General features: G+C 44.1%; 15 protein-coding genes. 7 read left to right on the top strand and 8 right to left on the bottom strand.

The genetic code is table 11. The features are described from left to right. Window position 1 precedes the first annotated feature (1 nt). The gene (locus FR741_RS11260) at window positions 2-463 is read left to right on the top strand and encodes an NfeD family protein (protein WP_053807089.1); all 462 of its coding nucleotides are present in this window, start codon (window positions 2-4) and stop codon (window positions 461-463) included. Between the two features lie 325 nt (window positions 464-788). Beyond that, window positions 789-968, top strand: coding sequence for a hypothetical protein (locus FR741_RS11265; protein WP_074191004.1), 180 nt, complete (start codon window positions 789-791; stop codon window positions 966-968). Between the two features lie 339 nt (window positions 969-1,307). Here FR741_RS11265 and FR741_RS11270 read toward each other — a convergent pair whose 3' ends face one another. From FR741_RS11270 to zipA, 3 genes are all read right to left on the bottom strand, one after another. Next, a complete protein-coding gene (locus FR741_RS11270; RefSeq protein ID WP_006742721.1) occupies window positions 1,308-2,717 on the bottom strand; it encodes an OprD family porin in 1,410 nt (469 codons plus the stop codon). A 509-nt stretch (window positions 2,718-3,226) separates the two neighbouring features. Then, window positions 3,227-5,239: an NAD-dependent DNA ligase LigA gene (gene ligA, locus FR741_RS11275; protein WP_041852978.1), complete on the bottom strand. Its 2,013-nt coding sequence runs from the start codon at window positions 5,237-5,239 to the stop codon at window positions 3,227-3,229. Window positions 5,240-5,329: 90 nt separating this feature from the next. Beyond that, complete coding sequence (zipA, locus tag FR741_RS11280; RefSeq protein ID WP_167426813.1) at window positions 5,330-6,286, bottom strand: cell division protein ZipA; 957 nt, start codon at window positions 6,284-6,286, stop codon at window positions 5,330-5,332. 251 nt (window positions 6,287-6,537) lie between these two features. Here zipA and cysZ point away from each other — a divergent pair, with 251 nt between their 5' ends. The 5 genes from cysZ (at window position 6,538) to crr (ending at window position 11,468) form a co-directional block, all read left to right on the top strand. Next, window positions 6,538-7,281, top strand: a complete 744-nt coding sequence (gene cysZ / locus FR741_RS11285) for a sulfate transporter CysZ (protein WP_031780324.1) — start codon at window positions 6,538-6,540, stop codon at window positions 7,279-7,281. 164 nt (window positions 7,282-7,445) lie between these two features. Beyond that, a complete protein-coding gene (gene cysK / locus FR741_RS11290; protein ID WP_005382045.1) occupies window positions 7,446-8,414 on the top strand; it encodes a cysteine synthase A in 969 nt (322 codons plus the stop codon). A gap of 300 nt (window positions 8,415-8,714) precedes the next feature. Continuing rightward, window positions 8,715-8,972 (top strand): HPr family phosphocarrier protein, encoded by a 258-nt coding sequence (locus FR741_RS11295; RefSeq protein WP_005382043.1) that lies wholly within the window; start codon window positions 8,715-8,717, stop codon window positions 8,970-8,972. A gap of 140 nt (window positions 8,973-9,112) precedes the next feature. Further along, a complete protein-coding gene (gene ptsI, locus FR741_RS11300) occupies window positions 9,113-10,837 on the top strand; it encodes a phosphoenolpyruvate-protein phosphotransferase PtsI (RefSeq protein WP_005393100.1) in 1,725 nt (574 codons plus the stop codon). Window positions 10,838-10,958: 121 nt separating this feature from the next. Further along, on the top strand, window positions 10,959-11,468 hold the full coding sequence (crr, locus tag FR741_RS11305; protein ID WP_005382041.1) for a PTS glucose transporter subunit IIA: 510 nt from the start codon (window positions 10,959-10,961) through the stop codon (window positions 11,466-11,468). A gap of 80 nt (window positions 11,469-11,548) precedes the next feature. Here the strand turns inward: crr and FR741_RS11310 are convergent, their stop codons facing one another. From FR741_RS11310 to flgK, 5 genes are all read right to left on the bottom strand, one after another. Next, window positions 11,549-12,673, bottom strand: a complete 1,125-nt coding sequence (locus FR741_RS11310; protein WP_167426814.1) for a flagellin — start codon at window positions 12,671-12,673, stop codon at window positions 11,549-11,551. Window positions 12,674-12,789: 116 nt separating this feature from the next. Beyond that, window positions 12,790-13,923, bottom strand: a complete 1,134-nt coding sequence (locus FR741_RS11315) for a flagellin (protein WP_005393103.1) — start codon at window positions 13,921-13,923, stop codon at window positions 12,790-12,792. Window positions 13,924-14,429: 506 nt separating this feature from the next. Then, the gene (locus tag FR741_RS11320; protein WP_006743025.1) at window positions 14,430-15,584 is read right to left on the bottom strand and encodes a flagellin; all 1,155 of its coding nucleotides are present in this window, start codon (window positions 15,582-15,584) and stop codon (window positions 14,430-14,432) included. 423 nt (window positions 15,585-16,007) lie between these two features. Further along, entirely contained in the window at window positions 16,008-17,201 is a 1,194-nt protein-coding gene (gene flgL, locus FR741_RS11325) for a flagellar hook-associated protein FlgL (protein WP_005393113.1), read from the bottom strand. Window positions 17,202-17,214: 13 nt separating this feature from the next. Beyond that, window positions 17,215-19,155: a flagellar hook-associated protein FlgK gene (flgK, locus tag FR741_RS11330; RefSeq protein WP_012842055.1), complete on the bottom strand. Its 1,941-nt coding sequence runs from the start codon at window positions 19,153-19,155 to the stop codon at window positions 17,215-17,217. Between the last annotated feature and the right edge of the window lie 57 nt (window positions 19,156-19,212).

Here is a 19,212-nt window from a genome sequence, read left to right on the forward strand (position 1 = left end):
TATGGACTTTTTCAGTTTGCTGGAAGGTATCTCTTTCTGGCATTGGCTAGCCTTCGGTTTTGCACTTCTAGCGGTAGAGCTACTTGGGACTGCGGGATATTTTCTCTGGCTCGGAGTTTCTGCACTTATCGTTGGGGCCCTAATGACCGTTTTGCCAATGAGCTGGCAATTACAATGGCTTTGCTTTGCAAGTTTCAGCTTAATCACCACTTGGTTATGGTGGCGACGACAATGGTCTCAAGACAAGAAAGAAGACCAAGAAAGAGATCTGAACCAAAAGTATAAGCAGTTAATCGGACGCACACTTACCATTGAAGAGGACTTTTCTGTTGGGCTCAATCGTATCAAGGTTGCCGATACCACGTGGTCGGCACAGTCGGATCAAGCACTTCCAGCAGGAACGCGCGTTAAAATAAAAGATATCGATGGTATTATTTTAATCATTGAGCCTGATTCTAAGTAATTTATGCCAAAGTAATGGGGCATAACTATGCTCCATTACTTTAATCTAAACAACCGCTTTCATTTCATTGATTTAATTAAAATCGAACAAAAAATAAGTAGCAGAAATATTATTAATATCCTACCCTCTTCTTCCAATTATTTAATTCTTCATCATACGATAATCAATAAGATAGAAATATATCGATATAAATTATCTTTCTAAATTTATTTTAAAAAATAAAACTTTATTGAATTATTTTTTGATCTTTTTGTCCCCCCATACATACTTAACGCATAAGCATTTAAGTTGAATGCTTTTTATTTGGTAAGTAAGAGGATGTACTATGAAGAAACTTCTCTTTTTAATGTTATGCGGTATCTTTTCTTTTTCTTCCTTTGCCTACACCAACGGAAATGGTGGTACAACTAATTTAGGACCGATAGTCGAATGTAAATTGCCCAGTGGTGATGTCACTAATATTCCAAGTGAAATGTGTCGATTTAGAGGCGGGGAATGGAACTAATATAGAAGTCAGTAGTTAGTTCAATATTAAGAAACTATTGATACCTTACTTTTCAGTAAAGTCATTATTTATCCAAGCAAGTAGATATTCAATGTCTACATTAAGGTGATGATTATGAAATTTTTAGCTGGTCTATTGTTAGCATGTTTTGCCCTAGCTCCATTAACTACTCATGCTAATGGTGCTTCAGGTGGCCGTACGCTAGCCCCAGAGATAAAGTGTGAGTTACCAAACGGTAACGTGCATATGCTACCGCCGTTATATTGCAAAATATATGATGGTCGAGAAGTAAAATAAAAAAAGGAGCCTAGCGGCTCCTTTTTATCATCTCACTAAGTATTAGTGGAAGCTGTAAGGGATAAGAACTTGTAGACGTAGGTCTGTTTCATCCGCATCACCAGCACCAGCGTACTCATCACGCTCTAGGATTGTACCGTGTAGACGGATCGTAGAACCTTTCAGTGCACCACTCTGTAGAGAGTAAGATACTGTCGCGTTAACTGCGTATTCACTTTCGTAATCCCAGTCACCTGATGCACCGCTTGCTGCAGAATCAGCTCCAGTACCGTAACCAAAGCCTAGGTAGTAGTTCCAGCCGTTACCTTGGTTGTAAGATAGACGGTTGTACCACGCTAGCTCACCCGCTTTGTTCCAGTCAGACAGTGCATCCCACCACTGAGACCAAGTACCGTTGTTCATACCGTAAGTATGAATTGTACGTGGAACGAAGTCAGCACGGTTGTCTGTGTCTGTGTAGCGTAGCTCAGACATCCAAGCTAGCTTGCCGAAAGATTGATTCAAAGATAGACCAGTGTGGAAACCTAGACCATCGTATTTCACATCATCGTCAACACCGTAGAAATCAAATGCTAGAGTTGTACGGTCACTCACAGTGTACTTCAAGTAAGCCTTGTAAGAAGTGTTGTCAGTTTCGTTATGGTAGCTAGTTACTTGACCTGCACCCCAGTCGATACCATTTGCATATTGAACGCCAGTAGCTTGACCCAAACCAAGTTGCATAAACAAGCTGTCAGTTAGGTTGCCGTTTAGACCTAGAGAGTGTAGGTAGCTCCATGACGTGTCAGACCAAAGCGCTGGCGCGTAGTCATCTTCGTGAAGTAGCCAAGGTGCTGTAAATTGGTCTGCACCAAAGTAGCTTAGGTTGAAATCACCTAGTTTAGCGTTCAGTTCGAAACCACGGTAAGTACCAGGTACGAAACTCCAAACGTTACCAATAGTACCGTTACCACCCGCTTGTAGCATACCAAAGCGCGCGTTGAAGCTTTCGTTTGCTTTGAACTTCAGTGCTGCTTTGTAAACTTTAAGCTGTTGACCATCACCTGCACCCCAGTCTAGGTTGTTACAAGTTGAAATTTCGTTACATAGGTAGCCTTCGTTTGAATTGTAAAGGCTATCGTTGTAAAGGTCGCCAGAATAGTAAGCCGCAACATCTGCACCAACCCAACCATCGTGGTAGCCAGAAGTAAAGTCTAAAATTGCGTTGTAAGAAGAGTAGTTTAGACGACTCCAACGGTCACCGTTTTCACCGCCAGGCTTACCTGTTGTACGAGTACGAGAACGAGTATCAACTAGAAATAATGCATTAAGACTAGAGTCTTGCATAAATTCGTTCACTTTCTCTACGTACTCGCCACCTGCTGCACTTTCAGTAGACGCTGTAGCTGGAGCAACAGCAACAACACCAAACATTGCTGCGGTTAACGCTGAAACCTTAAAAAATTTGTCCATGGAAAAACTCCTAAAAATGGATATAGCTGTATTTTTCTATCTCACCTTTAGTTGGCCGCCGAAGGAGAGAAGTAAATTCCTGATCAAACCTCATTATTTCTAATTTGGCTTTTTTTAGTTCCTGCATACACACCGTGTATCCACGTGATTAAGACTAACTTCGCAGCTAAAAACATCCAAACGGAACTTATTTTTTTTCTAAAAAAATATGAGCCAGTCCAAAGTTCCATATAAGTTGTTGATCCAGATCTTACTTTTAACAACACTAACACGAAAAGACAGTTAAACATTAAATATCAATAACTTAAATCACACCCTAGAATTCCAACTTGAAGTCACTCGCAGACTAAAGAAGTAAAAAACCTTAATAATTCAATGGGAGATCTTGATCACTGAAAAGATAAAAAGCATAAAAACTCAATAAAAAAGCACTTAATTATGGGCGAGAAAAAGCCCGACATGGTAAGCATGTCGGGCTTTTAGTTATTTTTTAGCTTTTTTGATGAGACTTAATTCATCAACTCGAGTAAGTCTTGTTCTGTTTTGATCTCGATACCCAGTTCTTGTGCCTTTGCCAGCTTCGAACCTGCATTTTCACCAGCAAACAAAATATCCGTTTTCTTAGAAACACTACCTGTCACTTTTGCACCTAGGGATTGGAGGGCTTCTTTAGCCTCTGTGCGACCTAATTGAGAAAGTGTTCCTGTCAATACGACTGTTTTACCTTCTAACGGTAGCTCTCCTACCTGCTCAGTAGTATTAATCTCTGGCCAGTGGATCCCTTGTTCAAGCAAATCTTTAACCACCGCTTGGTTCTGCTCTTCACTGAAGAAAGTCGTAATATGTTGAGCAACCACAGCACCGATGTCTTGCACTTCAATTAACTGCTCTTCATTAGCATTTTGGATGGCTTCCAACGTTTTAAAGTGCATTGCTAGGTTTGCGGCGGTTGCCTCGCCAACTTCACGAATCCCCAGCGAATACAAAAAGCGAGGTAACGTTGTTTCTTTGGATTTTTCTAACGCATTCACAATGTTCTGCGCAGACTTTGGCCCCATGCGATCTAATACCGTTAAAATCCCCGCAGATAACTTAAATAAGTCAGCAGGAGTTTTCACCATCTCACGGTCAACAAGTTGCTCGATCACTTTATCGCCTAGACCGTCAACGTCTAACGCTTTACGAGACACAAAGTGCTTTAGCGCTTGTTTACGTTGAGCTTGGCAAACTAAGCCACCCGTACAACGTGTTACCGCCTCTCCTTCGATTCGTTCAACATGCGAACCACAAACAGGACACTGAGTTGGAAAAATAATATCTCGCGCTGTTTCTGGTCGACGCTCTTTGATGACAGAAACAACTTGAGGAATAACGTCACCCGCTCGACGAATCACAACGTGATCACCGATCTTAACTTGCAGACGTTCTATCTCATCTGCGTTATGAAGCGTCGCATTACTTACCGTTACCCCGCCAACAAATACAGGCTCTAGTTTAGCAACAGGTGTAATCGCACCAGTACGACCGACTTGGAATTCCACCTCATTCAACGTCGTCATTTCTTCCTGAGCCGGGAATTTGTAGGCAATCGCCCAACGTGGAGCGCGAGCAACAAATCCAAGACGCTCTTGCACGGCAATATCGTCAATTTTAATGACGACACCATCGATCTCATAAGGAAGGGCATCACGACGCTGCAAGATATCTTGGTAGTAAGCTTTTACATCCGCCAAACTTTCAACTCGCTTGGTCTCCGGGCACATTGGTAATCCCCAAGATTTAATTTGCAAGAAGCGTTCGTAGTGACTTGCCGCCAATTCCGCGCCTTGCACCACGCCTACACTGTATGCATAGAAGCTAAGGGGACGAGAAGCAGTAATGCGTGAATCCAATTGTCGTAAGCTACCTGCCGCAGCATTACGTGGATTAACAAAGATTTTCTCGCCTTTCTTCCTTGCTAATTCATTGAGCTTTTCAAACCCAGCTTTCGGCATAAAGACTTCACCACGAACTTCAAGACGATTTGGCCAGTCATTACCCCTGAGTTTTAAAGGAATGGCTTTAATCGTACGTACATTTTCTGTGATGTTCTCGCCAGTAGTGCCATCGCCTCGTGTTGCCGCCTGAACTAACACACCGTTCTCATACAGTAAACTAACTGCGAGTCCATCCAGTTTCGGCTCACAACAGTATTCTTTCACACTCTGACTGCCCACCCGCTCTTGTGCTCGCTTATGGAAACTATCAAGTTCGCTGTCATCAAACGCATTATCAAGCGAAAGCATCGGTACTTCATGTGTCACTTGGCTAAACGCAGAGAGAGGTTGTCCACCGACACGTTGACTTGGTGAATCTACGGTAATTAAATCAGGGTTCTCAGCTTCAATATCCAGGAGCTCTCGCATTAAGCGGTCGTACTCGGCATCAGGGATCTCTGGGTTATCTTCCACGTAGTAACGCACAGCGTGGTAATGCAACGACTCTTTTAGTTCTTCTAATCGCTGAAGTACTGATTCAGACATAGTAAAGCCCCGTGTATTTTCAATCGGTGAGGTTGGGAAATCCAAGAAAAAGGGCTCCATCCGGAGCCCTATTATTATTTGCTGTTAAGATTATGCGTTAGCGGCATTAAACTCAACTATTTGACGTCGATAAGACGCTAAACGGTCTGGTGTCATTAAGTTACGCTGGTCATCAAGAACGTTGCCACCTAAATCATCAGCAATTTGCTGCGCAGTTCGGAGCATTAAGTTGAAGTTCTGTTCAGCCTCGCCATAACAAGGCAATGTCATGAAGAATGAAATCCCCTTCGTTGTAAACTCAGCAGGATCAGCATGCTCAAACGTACCAGGGTGCATCATATTAGCGACGCTAAACAGCACTTTGCCGTTACCGGACAAGTCGACATGACGGTGGAAAATATCCATCTCGCCGTAAATTAAGCCGTTTTGTTGCATACTTTCAAATAAAGCAGTACCAACAAATGGCTCTTCACCCGCGCAGTGCACATTCAATACAATCACTTGCATTTCAGGTTCTGGCTTTGGCTCTTCCTTAGGCTCTGCAACGACAGGCTCACTAACCGATTCGACTTGCTGTTCTTTCTCAGCAATATCAAACGCGGCGGGAATAGCTTCTTCTTCCACAGCAGGCTGGAGTGGCTCTTCAACTACTGGTGCTTGAACAACAGGCTCAACGTCCTCTTCTTTATCTTTTTCTGCAACAAATGAAGGGATGTCATCTGGCTCCTGCTGTGTCTGTGTTACTTCAGATGGGCCACCGAATAGCGGGTCAGATTCAAATTTGTTGTCGAAAGAACTCGCCATCCCAAAATCTGGTTCTTTGCGATCTTTACGAATGATCTCAAAGTCATCTTCAGGAGCGGGAGCGAAGTCTCGTTCTTTCTCGACAAGATCATTTTTGTCCCCTTGGTCAACATCCAGCTTACCAAGCGGCTTGTTACCAAACTTTGCTTTGCCTTCTTTTTTACTGCTCCACAAACCATGAAACAGCAATGCCGCGATGGCTAATGCGCCAACAACAATGAGTACGAATCGCAATTCCTGCATTATTTACTCTCAATATACTTGTTTTTACTACTCGCAGTTCCTTGAGCAGCAACCCAAGTGCAATAAATCTGAATGATACGTTTACTTTACCAAAACTATATGTAGATTTAGAACAACTTAATGCAAGAAGTTCCGTTTTTTGTTGTGATTCTTGCCACGATTCCACTTAACAAGACGTCATTTGTCAGGGCATTGAAAGAAAAGCCCTCACAGGTACAATGAGTTTTCATTTACACGAAGCCAAAATAGACATGAAGCAAAACAATCAGCAGAGAACCGGATTCGGTTATTTTCTATACGGGATACAATTGGCACTTGCCCCTAAAATCAGACGCTTTGTCATCTTACCTCTACTTGCAAATATCTTGCTTGTGGGTGGTGCCATCTTCTATCTATTTTCAAACCTTAATATATGGATCGAAGACTGGATTGGGCAGCTGCCTGAGTTTTTATCCTGGTTAACTTACATTCTTTGGCCTTTACTCGCTCTAACGATACTCGCTACCTTCTCCTATTTTTTCAGCACGCTCGCGAACTTTATCGCCGCGCCATTCAATGGCCTCTTAGCTGAAAAAGTGGAAGAGTACTTAACGGGACAAAAAGTAAATGATGATGGTTTCACTGCCGTCCTGAAAGATGTTCCTCGCGTTTTAGCTCGTGAGTGGAGAAAGCTCCTTTACATTTTACCTAAAGCAATAGGCCTATTCCTGTTATTGCTCATCCCTGCCCTTGGACAAACAGTAGGCCCATTTTTATGGTTTATCTTTACCGCCTGGATGCTCGCGATTCAATATTGTGACTACCCGTTTGATAACCATAAAATCCCATTTAACGACATGCGTTACAAATTGAAACAAAAGCAAGGTAAGGCCTATGGCTTTGGGGTATTGGTGTCTGTGTTTACGACGATCCCAATTTTGAACCTCATTGTCATGCCTGTAGCAATATGTGGTGCAACCGCTATGTGGGTCGCGGAGTTTAAGCACCAACGATAGTCGATTAGAGATTAAGGAAAGGGATCAGCGCCAGCTTTTCCCTTTTCTTTTATGAAGTTCTGGGCCAACCTAATAAGATATAACTTTTTAATCCTTTTCCCTTTTTTTCATACCGCATATTCTTCTATCCATATTCACACAACGTGTAATGAAGGAACATCACTATGAGCAAAATCTACGAAGATAACTCTCTTACTATCGGTAATACACCTCTCGTTCGTCTAAACAAAGTGAGCAAAGGCAAAGTTCTCGCGAAAATTGAAGCGCGTAACCCTAGCTTCAGTGTTAAGTGCCGTATCGGTGCAAACATGATTTGGGAAGCAGAGAAAGCGGGGCTTCTTAAGCCAGGTGTAGAGCTTGTAGAACCTACCAGTGGTAACACAGGTGTTGCTCTAGCATTCGTAGCGGCCGCTCGCGGTTACAAGCTAACATTGACCATGCCTGAATCAATGAGCCTAGAACGCCGTAAGCTACTTAAAGCACTGGGCGCTAACCTTGAGCTGACTGAAGCGGCGAAAGGCATGAAAGGGGCGATTGCTAAAGCAGAAGAAATCGTAGCAAGCAACCCTGAGAAGTACCTACTTCTTCAACAATTTGACAACCCTGCGAACCCAGAGATCCACGAAAAGACTACGGGCCCTGAGATTTGGGAAGCGACAGACGGTGAAATCGACGTATTCGTTGCTGGTGTAGGTACGGGCGGTACTATCACAGGTACAAGCCGTTACATCAAAGGTGAAAAAGGCAAAGCCATCACTTCTGTCGCAGTTGAGCCAGCAGAGTCTCCAGTTATTGCCCAAGCACTTGCTGGCGAAGAAATCCAACCTGCTCCGCACAAAATCCAAGGTATCGGTGCTGGTTTCATCCCAGGTAACCTCGATTTAGACATTATTGACCGCGTTGAACAAGTCACCTCAGAAGAAGCGATTGAGATGGCTCGTCGCCTAATGGAAGAGGAAGGTATCCTAGCTGGCATCTCATCCGGCGCGGCTGTTGTTGCAGCTAACCGACTTGCAGAACTCCCTGAATTTGAAGGAAAAACAATTGTAACCGTTCTACCAAGTTCAGGTGAGCGTTACCTAAGCACAGCACTCTTTGCAGGTATCTTTACCGAAAAAGAGAACCAACAATAATATGTGTTCAAATCAATTTTTAGTTTAAAAAAGCCCCGTTTAGGGGCTTTTTTGTTGATCCCTGCCCTACCTTTGGTAATATCAGGGTGTTTTATTTCTAGCTTCAAAATAAAGAAGCAGAACACAAAAAGGTTTCAAAGTGATTACGCACGCAAACAGTTGCGTAGTTACCAAACTTTTGACTAGTATCAGAACTGACGCGCTTTGAACTCTTCCCGTGCTAGCGCACAAGATGTAAAGCAGTTAAGCTAAAATCTAGTCACAAACTAACAAAAAAATACATTTATTGGGGTATATCACATGTACGAGAAGCAAGTAGAAATCACAGCAGAAAACGGCCTTCACACTCGTCCAGCTGCACAGTTTGTTAAAGAAGCAAAAGCATTCGACGCAGACATCACTGTGACTTCTAACGGTAAAAGCGCTAGCGCTAAGAGCCTATTCAAACTACAAACACTAGGCCTAGTAAAAGGTACTCAAGTAACTATTTCTGCTGAAGGCCCACAAGCTCAGCAAGCAGTTGACCACCTAGTTGCTCTAATGGACCAACTACACTAATCCGGTCTCCTACTCCAGAAGCCATTTTGTGAAAGCAAAATGGCTTCGTTGGAAATAGGCTCAAAACTAAGCTAAAACTATTCGTTAGCGCACCCATTATTCTCCCGTTTTATAAAGTTGACCAAACTTAAGGTAAGGCTATGATTTCAGGCATCCTAGCATCTCCTGGTATTGCAATCGGTAAAGCACTACTACTTCAAGAAGATGAAATTGTCCTAAACACAAACACTATTTCTGACGATCAAGTAGAAGCTGAAGTTCAGCGTTTCTTCGACGCTCGTAACAAATCTGCAGCTCAGCTAGAAACTATCAAGCAAAAAGCGCTTGAAACGTTTGGTGAAGAAAAAGAAGCGATCTTTGAAGGTCACATCATGCTTCTTGAAGACGAAGAGCTAGAAGAAGAGATCCTAGCACTTATCAAAAACGACAAGATGACTGCGGATCACGCTATCCACTCAGTTATCGAAGAGCAAGCATGTGCTCTTGAGTCACTAGATGACGAATACCTAAAAGAACGTGCAACTGACATCCGCGATATCGGTTCTCGTTTTGTGAAAAACGCACTGGGTATCAACATTGTTTCGCTTAGCGACATCAATGAAGAAGTTATCCTAGTTGCTTACGACCTAACGCCATCTGAAACGGCACAAATTAACCTAGACTACGTACTTGGTTTTGCTTGTGATATCGGCGGTCGTACATCTCACACTTCAATCATGGCTCGCTCTCTTGAGCTTCCAGCTATCGTTGGTACTAACGACATCACGAAAAAAGTTAAGAATGGCGATATGCTGATTCTTGACGCGATGAACAACAAGATTGTTGTTAACCCATCAGAAGCTGAACTAGAAGAAGCGAAAGCGGTTAAAGCGGCATTCCTAGCTGAAAAAGAAGAGCTAGCGAAACTGAAAGACCTGCACGCAGAAACGACTGACGGCCACCGTGTAGAAGTTTGCGGTAACATCGGTACAGTGAAAGACTGTGACGGTATCCTCCGTAACGGCGGTGAAGGTGTTGGTCTGTACCGTACTGAATTCCTATTTATGGACCGTACTGCGCTACCAACTGAAGAAGAACAGTACCAAGCGTACAAAGAAGTTGCAGAAGCAATGAACGGTCAAGCTGTGATCATCCGTACTATGGATATCGGCGGCGATAAAGATCTCCCATACATGGATCTTCCAAAAGAGATGAACCCATTCCTAGGCTGGCGTGCTGTACGTATCAGTCTGGATCGTCGTGAAATCCTTCGTGATCAGCTACGTGGCATCCTACGTGCGTCTGCACACGGTAAACTGCGTATCATGTTCCCAATGATCATCTCTGTTGAAGAAATCCGTGAGCTTAAGAAAGCGATCGAAGAGTACAAAGAAGAGCTACGCGCTGAAGGCCACGCATTCGACGAAAACATCGAAATCGGTGTTATGGTTGAAACTCCTGCTGCTGCAGCGATCGCACACCACTTAGCGAAAGAAGTGTCTTTCTTCTCTATCGGTACAAACGACCTAACTCAGTACACGCTAGCGGTAGACCGTGGTAACGAGATGATCTCTCATCTTTACAACCCACTATCACCAGCAGTACTAACCGTGATCAAGCAAGTTATTGACGCTTCTCACGCAGAAGGTAAATGGACTGGTATGTGTGGTGAACTTGCAGGTGACGAGCGTGCAACGCTTCTACTTCTAGGTATGGGTCTGGACGAGTTCTCAATGAGCGGCATTTCAATCCCTAAAGTGAAGAAAGTAGTTCGTAACTCTAACTTCGCAGAAGTGAAAGCAATGGCTGAAGAAGCCCTTTCTTTACCAACAGCTGCAGAAATCGAAGCAGTGGTAGAAAAGTTTATTGCTGAGAAAGCTCAGTAATCGGTAGTACCAAGTAATTCAATACTTAATGGCCATTAGACGGCGAAAAAAGTCGTCTAATGCGCTATATTGGTATACTATAATTCGACAGAATAAAACCAAACCTTAGGAGCATGACACAATGGGTCTGTTTGACAAACTTAAGAAGCTTGTATCTGATGACAGCGCTGACGCTGGTGCTATCGAAATCATCGCGCCACTTTCTGGTGAGATTGTAAACATCGAAGACGTGCCAGATGTTGTTTTCGCTGAGAAAATCGTTGGTGACGGTATTGCTATCAAGCCAGCAGGCAACAAAATGGTAGCTCCTGTAAACGGTACTATCGGTAAGATCTTCGAAACTAACCACGCATTCTCTATCGAGTCTGACGACGGTGTTGAGCTTTTCGTTCACTTCGGTATCGACACAGTTGAACTAAAAGGCGAAGGCTTCACGCGTATCGCTGAAGAAGGTCAAACTGTTAAAGCTGGCGACACTGTTATTGAATTCGATCTAGCTCTTCTAGAAGAGAAAGCGAAGTCAACGCTAACTCCAGTTGTTATCTCTAACATGGACGAAATCAAAGAGCTGAACAAGCTTTCTGGTTCTGTGACTGTTGGTGAAACTCCAGTTCTACGTGTAACTAAGTAATTTTTACTTAGCCGAACACGAAAAAACGCTGCCATTGGCAGCGTTTTTTATTACCTGAAGTTTATACTTTCTTACCGGATTCAACTGAGTAGACCAAGTGCCGAACTCGGCCTTTGCTTTGCCTGAGCCAATAACGCAGTTGTCGCATCTTGGAGCACTTGAGAACGTACCATTTCCGTAGATTCTCTTGCGAAGTCTGTATCTCTTATTCGACTATTGGATTCTGTAACACTCCGATTCACAGTATTTAAGTTATCCACCGAGCCATTTACACGGTTCTGAAAGCTGCCAATTTCACTTCGGTGCGAATCAACGTACTTAATTGCTGCATCAATCACCCCAATTGAAAGCTGCGCCTTACCTGCCGTCGACATATCGATGTCATCCATTGTGACTAATTGACCAGTGCTTAGATCAAGCTCATCCGCTAAACTGCCTTCTAACTCCACTCCTTCTGGCGTATTCATCGTAGAGGCAAAGAATTGCAGTTCATTGTTTTCCGTTACTGAGGCACTCACTACCGATTGTTGAGCATTGATGTAAGTGGCGACCTGTTCTATGCGATCACCCAATTTGAGCCCAATGGATTCCGTTTGGGTTTGCCCTTTACTGTCTTGGTATTCGACTTTTAGAGTTTGGTTATCTTTAGTGACTCGCCAATCTTTATCGACCGCATCACCAACATAATGCTGCCCTCCCATCTCTGGGATATGGCTACGCATATTACGTAACGTCAAAGAGATTGAATTAGCGTTCGCTCCAATATGGAAACTTTGTGAACCGTAAGATCCATCAAACAGGTTTTTATCCGCAAATGTTGTCGTGATCGCGACACGATCAAGCTCATCCTGCAGCGCTACGACCTCGTATTGGATGCTTTGTCGGTCACTGGTATCGTTACTACCATTTGCCGCTTGAAGCCCTAGAGAGCGTAACCGTTGCAAAATATCACTGCTCTCATGTAACGCGCCTTCCGCGGTTTGCGCGACCGAATAAGCATCGTGCGCATTTCTTAAGGCGACATCAAGCCCTCTCGTTTGCACATGGAGAGTATTGGATATCTGTAAACCTGCCGCATCATCACTCGCCGAGTTAATTCGAAAACCAGAAGTCAGGTTGCGTTGTGATTCGACGTTTTGCGCTGCTGCTTGACTCAAGTGTCTCTGCGCCACCATCGCGGCAACATTGGTATTTAAAGAGACCATCTAATCGATATGAGTGCCTTGTCGAACATCCTGTTGGGACGCATCTAAACGTTATAGCCGATAAGCAAAAAAGCCAGGGATGAGCCTGGCTTTTGTATCTTGTCTTATTAAGGTGATTAACCTAGCAGACTTAGCGCTGAGTTTGGCGCTTGTTTCGCTTGCGCAAGGATTGAGCTTGACGCTTGCGATAGAATTTGTGACTTGGTCATTTGAGTCGTTTCTTTCGCGAAGTCAGTATCTTTGATACGGCTCTTCGACGCGTTCACATTCTCGTTAATGTTGTCCAAGTTGCTGATTGCATGGTTGAAACGGTTCTGGAATGCACCCAGTTCTGCGCGGTGGCTGTCTACGTATTTCAGTGCCGCATCGATGATAGCCACAGATTCCTGTGCGCCACCAACTGAGGTTACGTCGATAGTATCTACCGTTACTTTTTTACCTTCGCCCAAACCTAGCTCGCCAGATAGGCCGCCTGAAAACTCGACTTCGCCTTCGACTTTGTTGTTGCCAGCAAAGATTTGCAGTTTACCGTCTTGGTCTACTGAGGCTTTCACTAGGTCAGTTTGACCGTTAATGTAAGTCGCAAGCTCTTCGATATCGTCACCCGCTTTTGCACTGATGTTGATTTCTTGCTCTTGGCCGTAGCTATCCGTTAAGTTAATTTTTAGGTCGTTCTTACCTTCAGCAACGTTCCAGTCTTTACCTTTACCACTTTCAGCTTGGTAGCTCACACCGCCCATCATTTTGTTGTCTGAACGCATGTCTTTTAGCTCAAGCATCACGGCTTCACCGTTATCCGCACCGATTTGGAACGATTTCGCGCCGTGTGTGCCGTTTAGTAGCTTGTTACCACCGAAAGAAGTGGTTTCTGCGATACGGTTTAGTTCGTCATTTAGCGCGGTCACTTCTTCTTGAATCGCCACACGCTCTGATTTCGAGTTTGAACCGTTTGCTGATTGTAGAGACAAGTCACGCATACGTTGAAGAATGTTAGTGGTCTCGTTCATTGCACCTTCAGCGGTTTGTGCAATTGAGATACCGTCGTTCGCATTGCGAACCGCCACATCCAAACCACGGCTTTGTACGTTCAAACGGTTCGAAATTTGAAGACCCGCAGCGTCATCTTTTGCGCTGTTGATTTTGAAACCCGAAGACAAACGCTCCATAGAAGTTTGTTGAGCTGAGTTTGCGTTGTTTAGGTAACGCTGGGCGGTCATCGCTGATACGTTAGTGTTTACATTCACTGCCATGGTGATTTCTCCAATTGATTTTCCGGTATAGCGGTTTCCGACGTCTCGGAAAACCAAGTAGTTCTCTCAAAGTTACCCCTATTAACGACACCAAATTCAGAAGCTTTAGAAAAAAATTTAAAAAAATAACATTGCGAGATTTGGCTAAAAAAATTGAAGAAAAGTAAGAAAAAGTGCTCAAGTTTCCACAAATCGAGCCGAGTGGGCCAAATTGTATAGAAAACCAGCAAAAGGAAACAATTGAAGGTAAGTTCGCAGACGATAGACGTGGGAATTAGAAAAGAAAAAGCCCCTTTTCCTTTGAGAGAACTGGGGCTAGGTTGGTCGCCAGAGCCTATGTGGAGATCAAGAGAAATGAACACATTTCCGGCATACCGAGTGCAACTTTACATTGAAAATGATTGGCAGGTGAGAGATGAGAGAGCCGCTCATTCTATTATAAAGTTGCTTGCCAAAAGCCTGCATTCCCATCCACGTCTGAATGTATTGAGTACAGGCTAAGTAAACTACTGCAATAGTGACATTGCAGAGTTTGGCAACTGTTTCGCTTGAGCAAGAATCGATGTACCTGCTTGTTGCAAAATTTGTGCTTTGGTCATTTGCGTGGTTTCTTTCGCAAAGTCCGTGTCTTTAATTCGGCTGTTCGACGCGTCAACGTTTTCTTGGATGTTTGCCAAGTTGTTGATGCTGTGACTCAGACGGTTTTGCTTCGCACCCAGATCCGCACGTTGTGAATCCACGTATTTCAGTGCCGAATCCAGCACAGAGATAGCGTTTTGAGAACCTTGTACGGTTGTCATATCAATATCTTGTACTGATGTTCTAAGAGGTTCATCGCTCAAACCAAGCTCAGACGCCAATCCACCCGAAATTGAAATTTCACCCTGAACGTTTGGATGTGCAACAAAAACTTGTAACTTGCCATCTTCACTTACAGACGCGTTGATCATATCAGACTGACCATTAATGTACGTTGCAAGCTCTTCGATGTCGTCACCTGCTTTTGCATTAATGTTGATTTCTAGATCATCGACATTGCCGTCTTCGTCTTCACCCATACCTGGCAAAGTGATTTTTAGATCCGATTTAGCTGGGTCAACGCCCCAATCTTTATCTTTACCGTTTTCCGATAAGAAGGTCACACCGCCCATGCGAGTATCGTCCGCACGAATGCTGGTTAGCCCCATAATCATTGCTTCACCTGAGCTCGCACCAATCTGGAATGCCGCTTCACCGAATGAGCCGTTCAATAGACGACGGCCACCGAATGACGTGGTTTCTGCGATACGGTTTAGCTCGTCAATCAATGCCATTGACTCTTCGTTGATCGCCTGACGCTCAGCCGGAGAGTTAGTACCGTTCGATGATTGAATAGCAAGGTCACGCATACGTTGCATGACAGATGTTGCCTCATTCATCGCACCTTCAGCGGTTTGTGCAATCGAGATACCATCGTTCGCGTTACGCATTGCGACATCTAGACCACGAGACTGTGCAGTTAAGCGGTTAGAGATCTGTAGACCTGCCGCATCATCTTTTGCACTGTTAATCTTATGTCCTGAAGATAAGCGCTCCATCGACGTATTTAATTCGTCAGTCGCTTTGTTTAGGTAACGCTGCGCGGTCATCGCGGAGACGTTAGTACTAACTGTTACAGCCATTTTGCTCTCCTTTTGAGTTCGCAAGCTTTTGCGAAGCGGCCAGCTTTACTCTCATTTGGATAAGCACTGACCGTAAAAATTACTTGCTAAATCTGCCTTAAACGCAGGGTTTAGAATCTCTAAATCTGTTCTGATATTTTCAATACAATTTGTGTGCCAACTTATAAAATTTATTTCACCGCTTTTAAAAGAAGCACATAAACAATAAGTTAGCGTTATCACTAAACCATTTCCGGATAATGAGGCTCATCTTGCTTCATAGATATTGACCGCTACTTTGTTGCCGCCCGACTTGCCTCTCGCGTCATTGCCGCTTTGGGTAAAATCGTGCCGCATAGCATGACTCTTAATTTACGTCGATTTATCGCACTTAAGGCTTTGCACATAAGGCATCAAAAATCAGACAGTGTGTCTTAAGTCAGACTAAATATAGTTAAACAGAGTTAGATCTTTGGTCTTACCGAATGCTTGTTGCGATGCCTGTAACGCTCGCGAGTTTTCACTGAACTCGATAACGGCTTTAGAGTAATCCAAATCCTCAAAGTTGCTCTTCGCTTTCGCCAGAGACAAATTAAAGTCTTCGTGGTTTTGCTCTTGGATATCGAGCGTGCTCAATCGAGCGCCAGCATCAGTACGCGCTTTATTCAAATGGATAAAAGCAGCGTGAAATTCTTCTGTCATTTGGTGCAATTTGGCGGTCGCCGACGTATCCGACACCGATTTATCTGACCACGCCATTGCATCCTTGAAGGTATCGAAAATGCTGAACTCTGCCCGCTTTTCGATCTCGATGCTATCGCCAGGCGTAATTTGACCTTTTACGTGCACTTTCAGGCCTTTGTACTCAATGCCTTTTTCTGGAGAAAACTCATCGGCATCCACGACTTTACCGTTACGCTCTAGTTGGTAACCAAATTTGCCGTTGTTCATATCGACAAATGTCACGCGATACGCCGCATCATCCTTCGTATCAACGTTAGTGGCTCTGTTTAATAGCAACTCAGAACCGTTTTGTAGATCGTAATTCGGCTGATAATCGCCAAATGGGTTTGGTATCTCCATAAACAGCTTGCTGCCAGGATCGTTCATTGGCATCTCAAGCATGCTGGAGACTTTCATTTTGCGCTGGTAATCGTCTCCAGCGTACTGAACACTACCGTCTTTATCGCGATAGAATGGTTGGCTTTTTGGCTTAGTGCCAGCAAACACGTAGTTACCAGATTCATCTTGCGAGTTCACTAAGTTAAGGAAGTTGTTCGCAATCTCTTCTAGCTCACGCTTCTTTGCTTGTCGGTCTTCCGCAGAAAACGCACCGTTAATCATCTCCATCGTTAAGCGCTTCGACTCGTCGGCAAAATTCTCTGCATTGGCGATATTAACTTCGTGGTTTTCTAGACGATTACGCACCAACACTATTGAGCTAAGGTATTGTTGTAGCTGCTCTTGTTGCTGACTAATATTTTGAATGTAATGCGACGCAAGGGGATCGTCGCTAGGTTTCAGTAACTTTTTCCCTGAAGCAAGTTGCTCTTGGTTATGGTGAACCTTATTCTCTTGACGACGCAAGTCATTTTGTACGGACTGATAGTTATGGAAACTAGAAATTCGGGTTAGCACTTATCTCTTCTCCTTACCTCAGTTGTAAAATGGTATTGAAGGTGTCATTCGCCGCTTGCATCACACGTGATGAAGCCATGTACGCTTGTTGAAACTTCATCATGTTGGCCGCTTCTTCATCGAGGTTAACGCCAGAGATAGAAGCAACGCGCTCTTGTGCCGCCTCATGCTCTAAGCGAGCGACGGAGGCTAATCGGTTTGCTGTAGAAGATTTCAATCCGACTTCGGTATTGAGGTTGTGATAAACATCAATCAAGGTACTGGATTTTCCATCCATCATCTTGTCTGTTTGGATCTTCTGCATTTTTCTCAAGTTGCCATTACCACCTTCCGAAGGCACCAAGTTCGCGGTGAACTTGTCATTCATCAGCGCACCTTCGCTCAGCTCAAATACAGTCGCATCGCCATTTTTATACAGCGGATGACTTTTCGGCACTGAGATTTCAATCATCGGGTTATCTTTGTCTAGCGGGTATGAGTATTTGTCCGATAGCAAATTGCCTTTGTTGTCCGTGATCTTTAACCATGGCTTATCATGTTTCTCGTCGGCTGGTTGTACGGTGACCTCAAATTCTTTGACATCCCCCGCCTCACGAATTTTGAACTTGGCGTTACCTTGAGCAAAAGTGGTTGAAGCTTCATAACTTTGCGCGGCAATGGCTTTTGCATCATTAGTTTCCATCTTAATGATGGCTGCGCCACTTCGTGTTGGGCGCAACAATACGCGCTCACCAGCGGCAAGACCTTCACCAATTTGCACTTTCATACCATCCAGAACAAACGAAGAATCCGATTGATCAATGTTCAACGACATTTGCTCACCTTTCGGTGTTGTCACGCTATACTGGTCGCCATCATAACGTAGCGAATATTCACCACCTTTGATCGCTGAGATATCATCAATGTAAACCGCAACATCAGCTTGAGAGTCAGGCGCAGCAAAAACTCGAGATTTTGCCACCAGCTCAGAGTTCACGTCGGTAAATACGTCTTTACCTATCTTGCCGTTGAGATCCAGACCTTGAGATTGCAGCTGATTAATTTTGTAGGAAAAGCCCGTCGCTAAACGGCCCATTTCATCCTGAAGTTGCGGAATGTGTTTGTCGCGCATTTCAAGCAAGGCACCGATTTTGCCATCCATGTCGTCAGACTTGATCGCTTTAATGCCATCCCCTTCCACCATTGCTAATCGTCTTTGGTGAACATCAGGATAGCCGTCAATCATTTTGAGCTGGCTTGCTTCCGTGCCAGAAACTAGCGTATGTCCATTGCCGATGTGAACATTAAACCCTTCCGCATTTTTGCGTGGGGTTACGGTTACTTTGGTGTACTCAGATAGCTCAGTAACCAGCTTTTCATGCTGGTCCATCAAATCATTGTGTGGACCGGGTGTGCGCATCATTAACCGATGCACATCGCGGATTTCCAACGCAAGTTGGTTCACGCGTTCAATGCCCATATCCAATTTTTTATTGGTCACATCAGATTGCAATCGTACGGTTTCATGGAAGTCATTTAATGTATCAGAGAAGATTTTCGCCTTTTCCAGTACCACTTTCCGTGCCCCCAAATCGTTCGGAGTATCTGCCATGGTTTTGACCGCATCGAACCACTCGTTCAAGTTCTCTGGAATTTTCTTCGATGCAACTGAGCTCAACATGCTAGAGAGCATATCAAGATTGTCTTGGGTATCCGTTTTGTTGGCATTGTTGGTTGACGACAAGTTCAGTTCATTCACGGCAAACTGATCCCACGAGCGGCGAACATTTTCCACATGCACACCCATGCCGTAGGTAGAGCCACCAAACATGCGCGGATCATTCGTACCTTGGATAACAGACTGGCGGCTATAACCCTCTGTATTAACATTAGAAATGTTATGACCAGTGGTGTTTAATTGTCTCTGAGCAGTAAGCACACTTTGAGTACCTACATTCAGAAGGTCTGACGCCATACATGCCCCCAAAAACGAAATAAAATCGGCAAAACCGATCACCTAGACACATCAAAG

The organism is Vibrio diabolicus (assembly GCF_011801455.1).
In the GTDB taxonomy this organism is placed as follows: domain Bacteria; phylum Pseudomonadota; class Gammaproteobacteria; order Enterobacterales; family Vibrionaceae; genus Vibrio; species Vibrio diabolicus.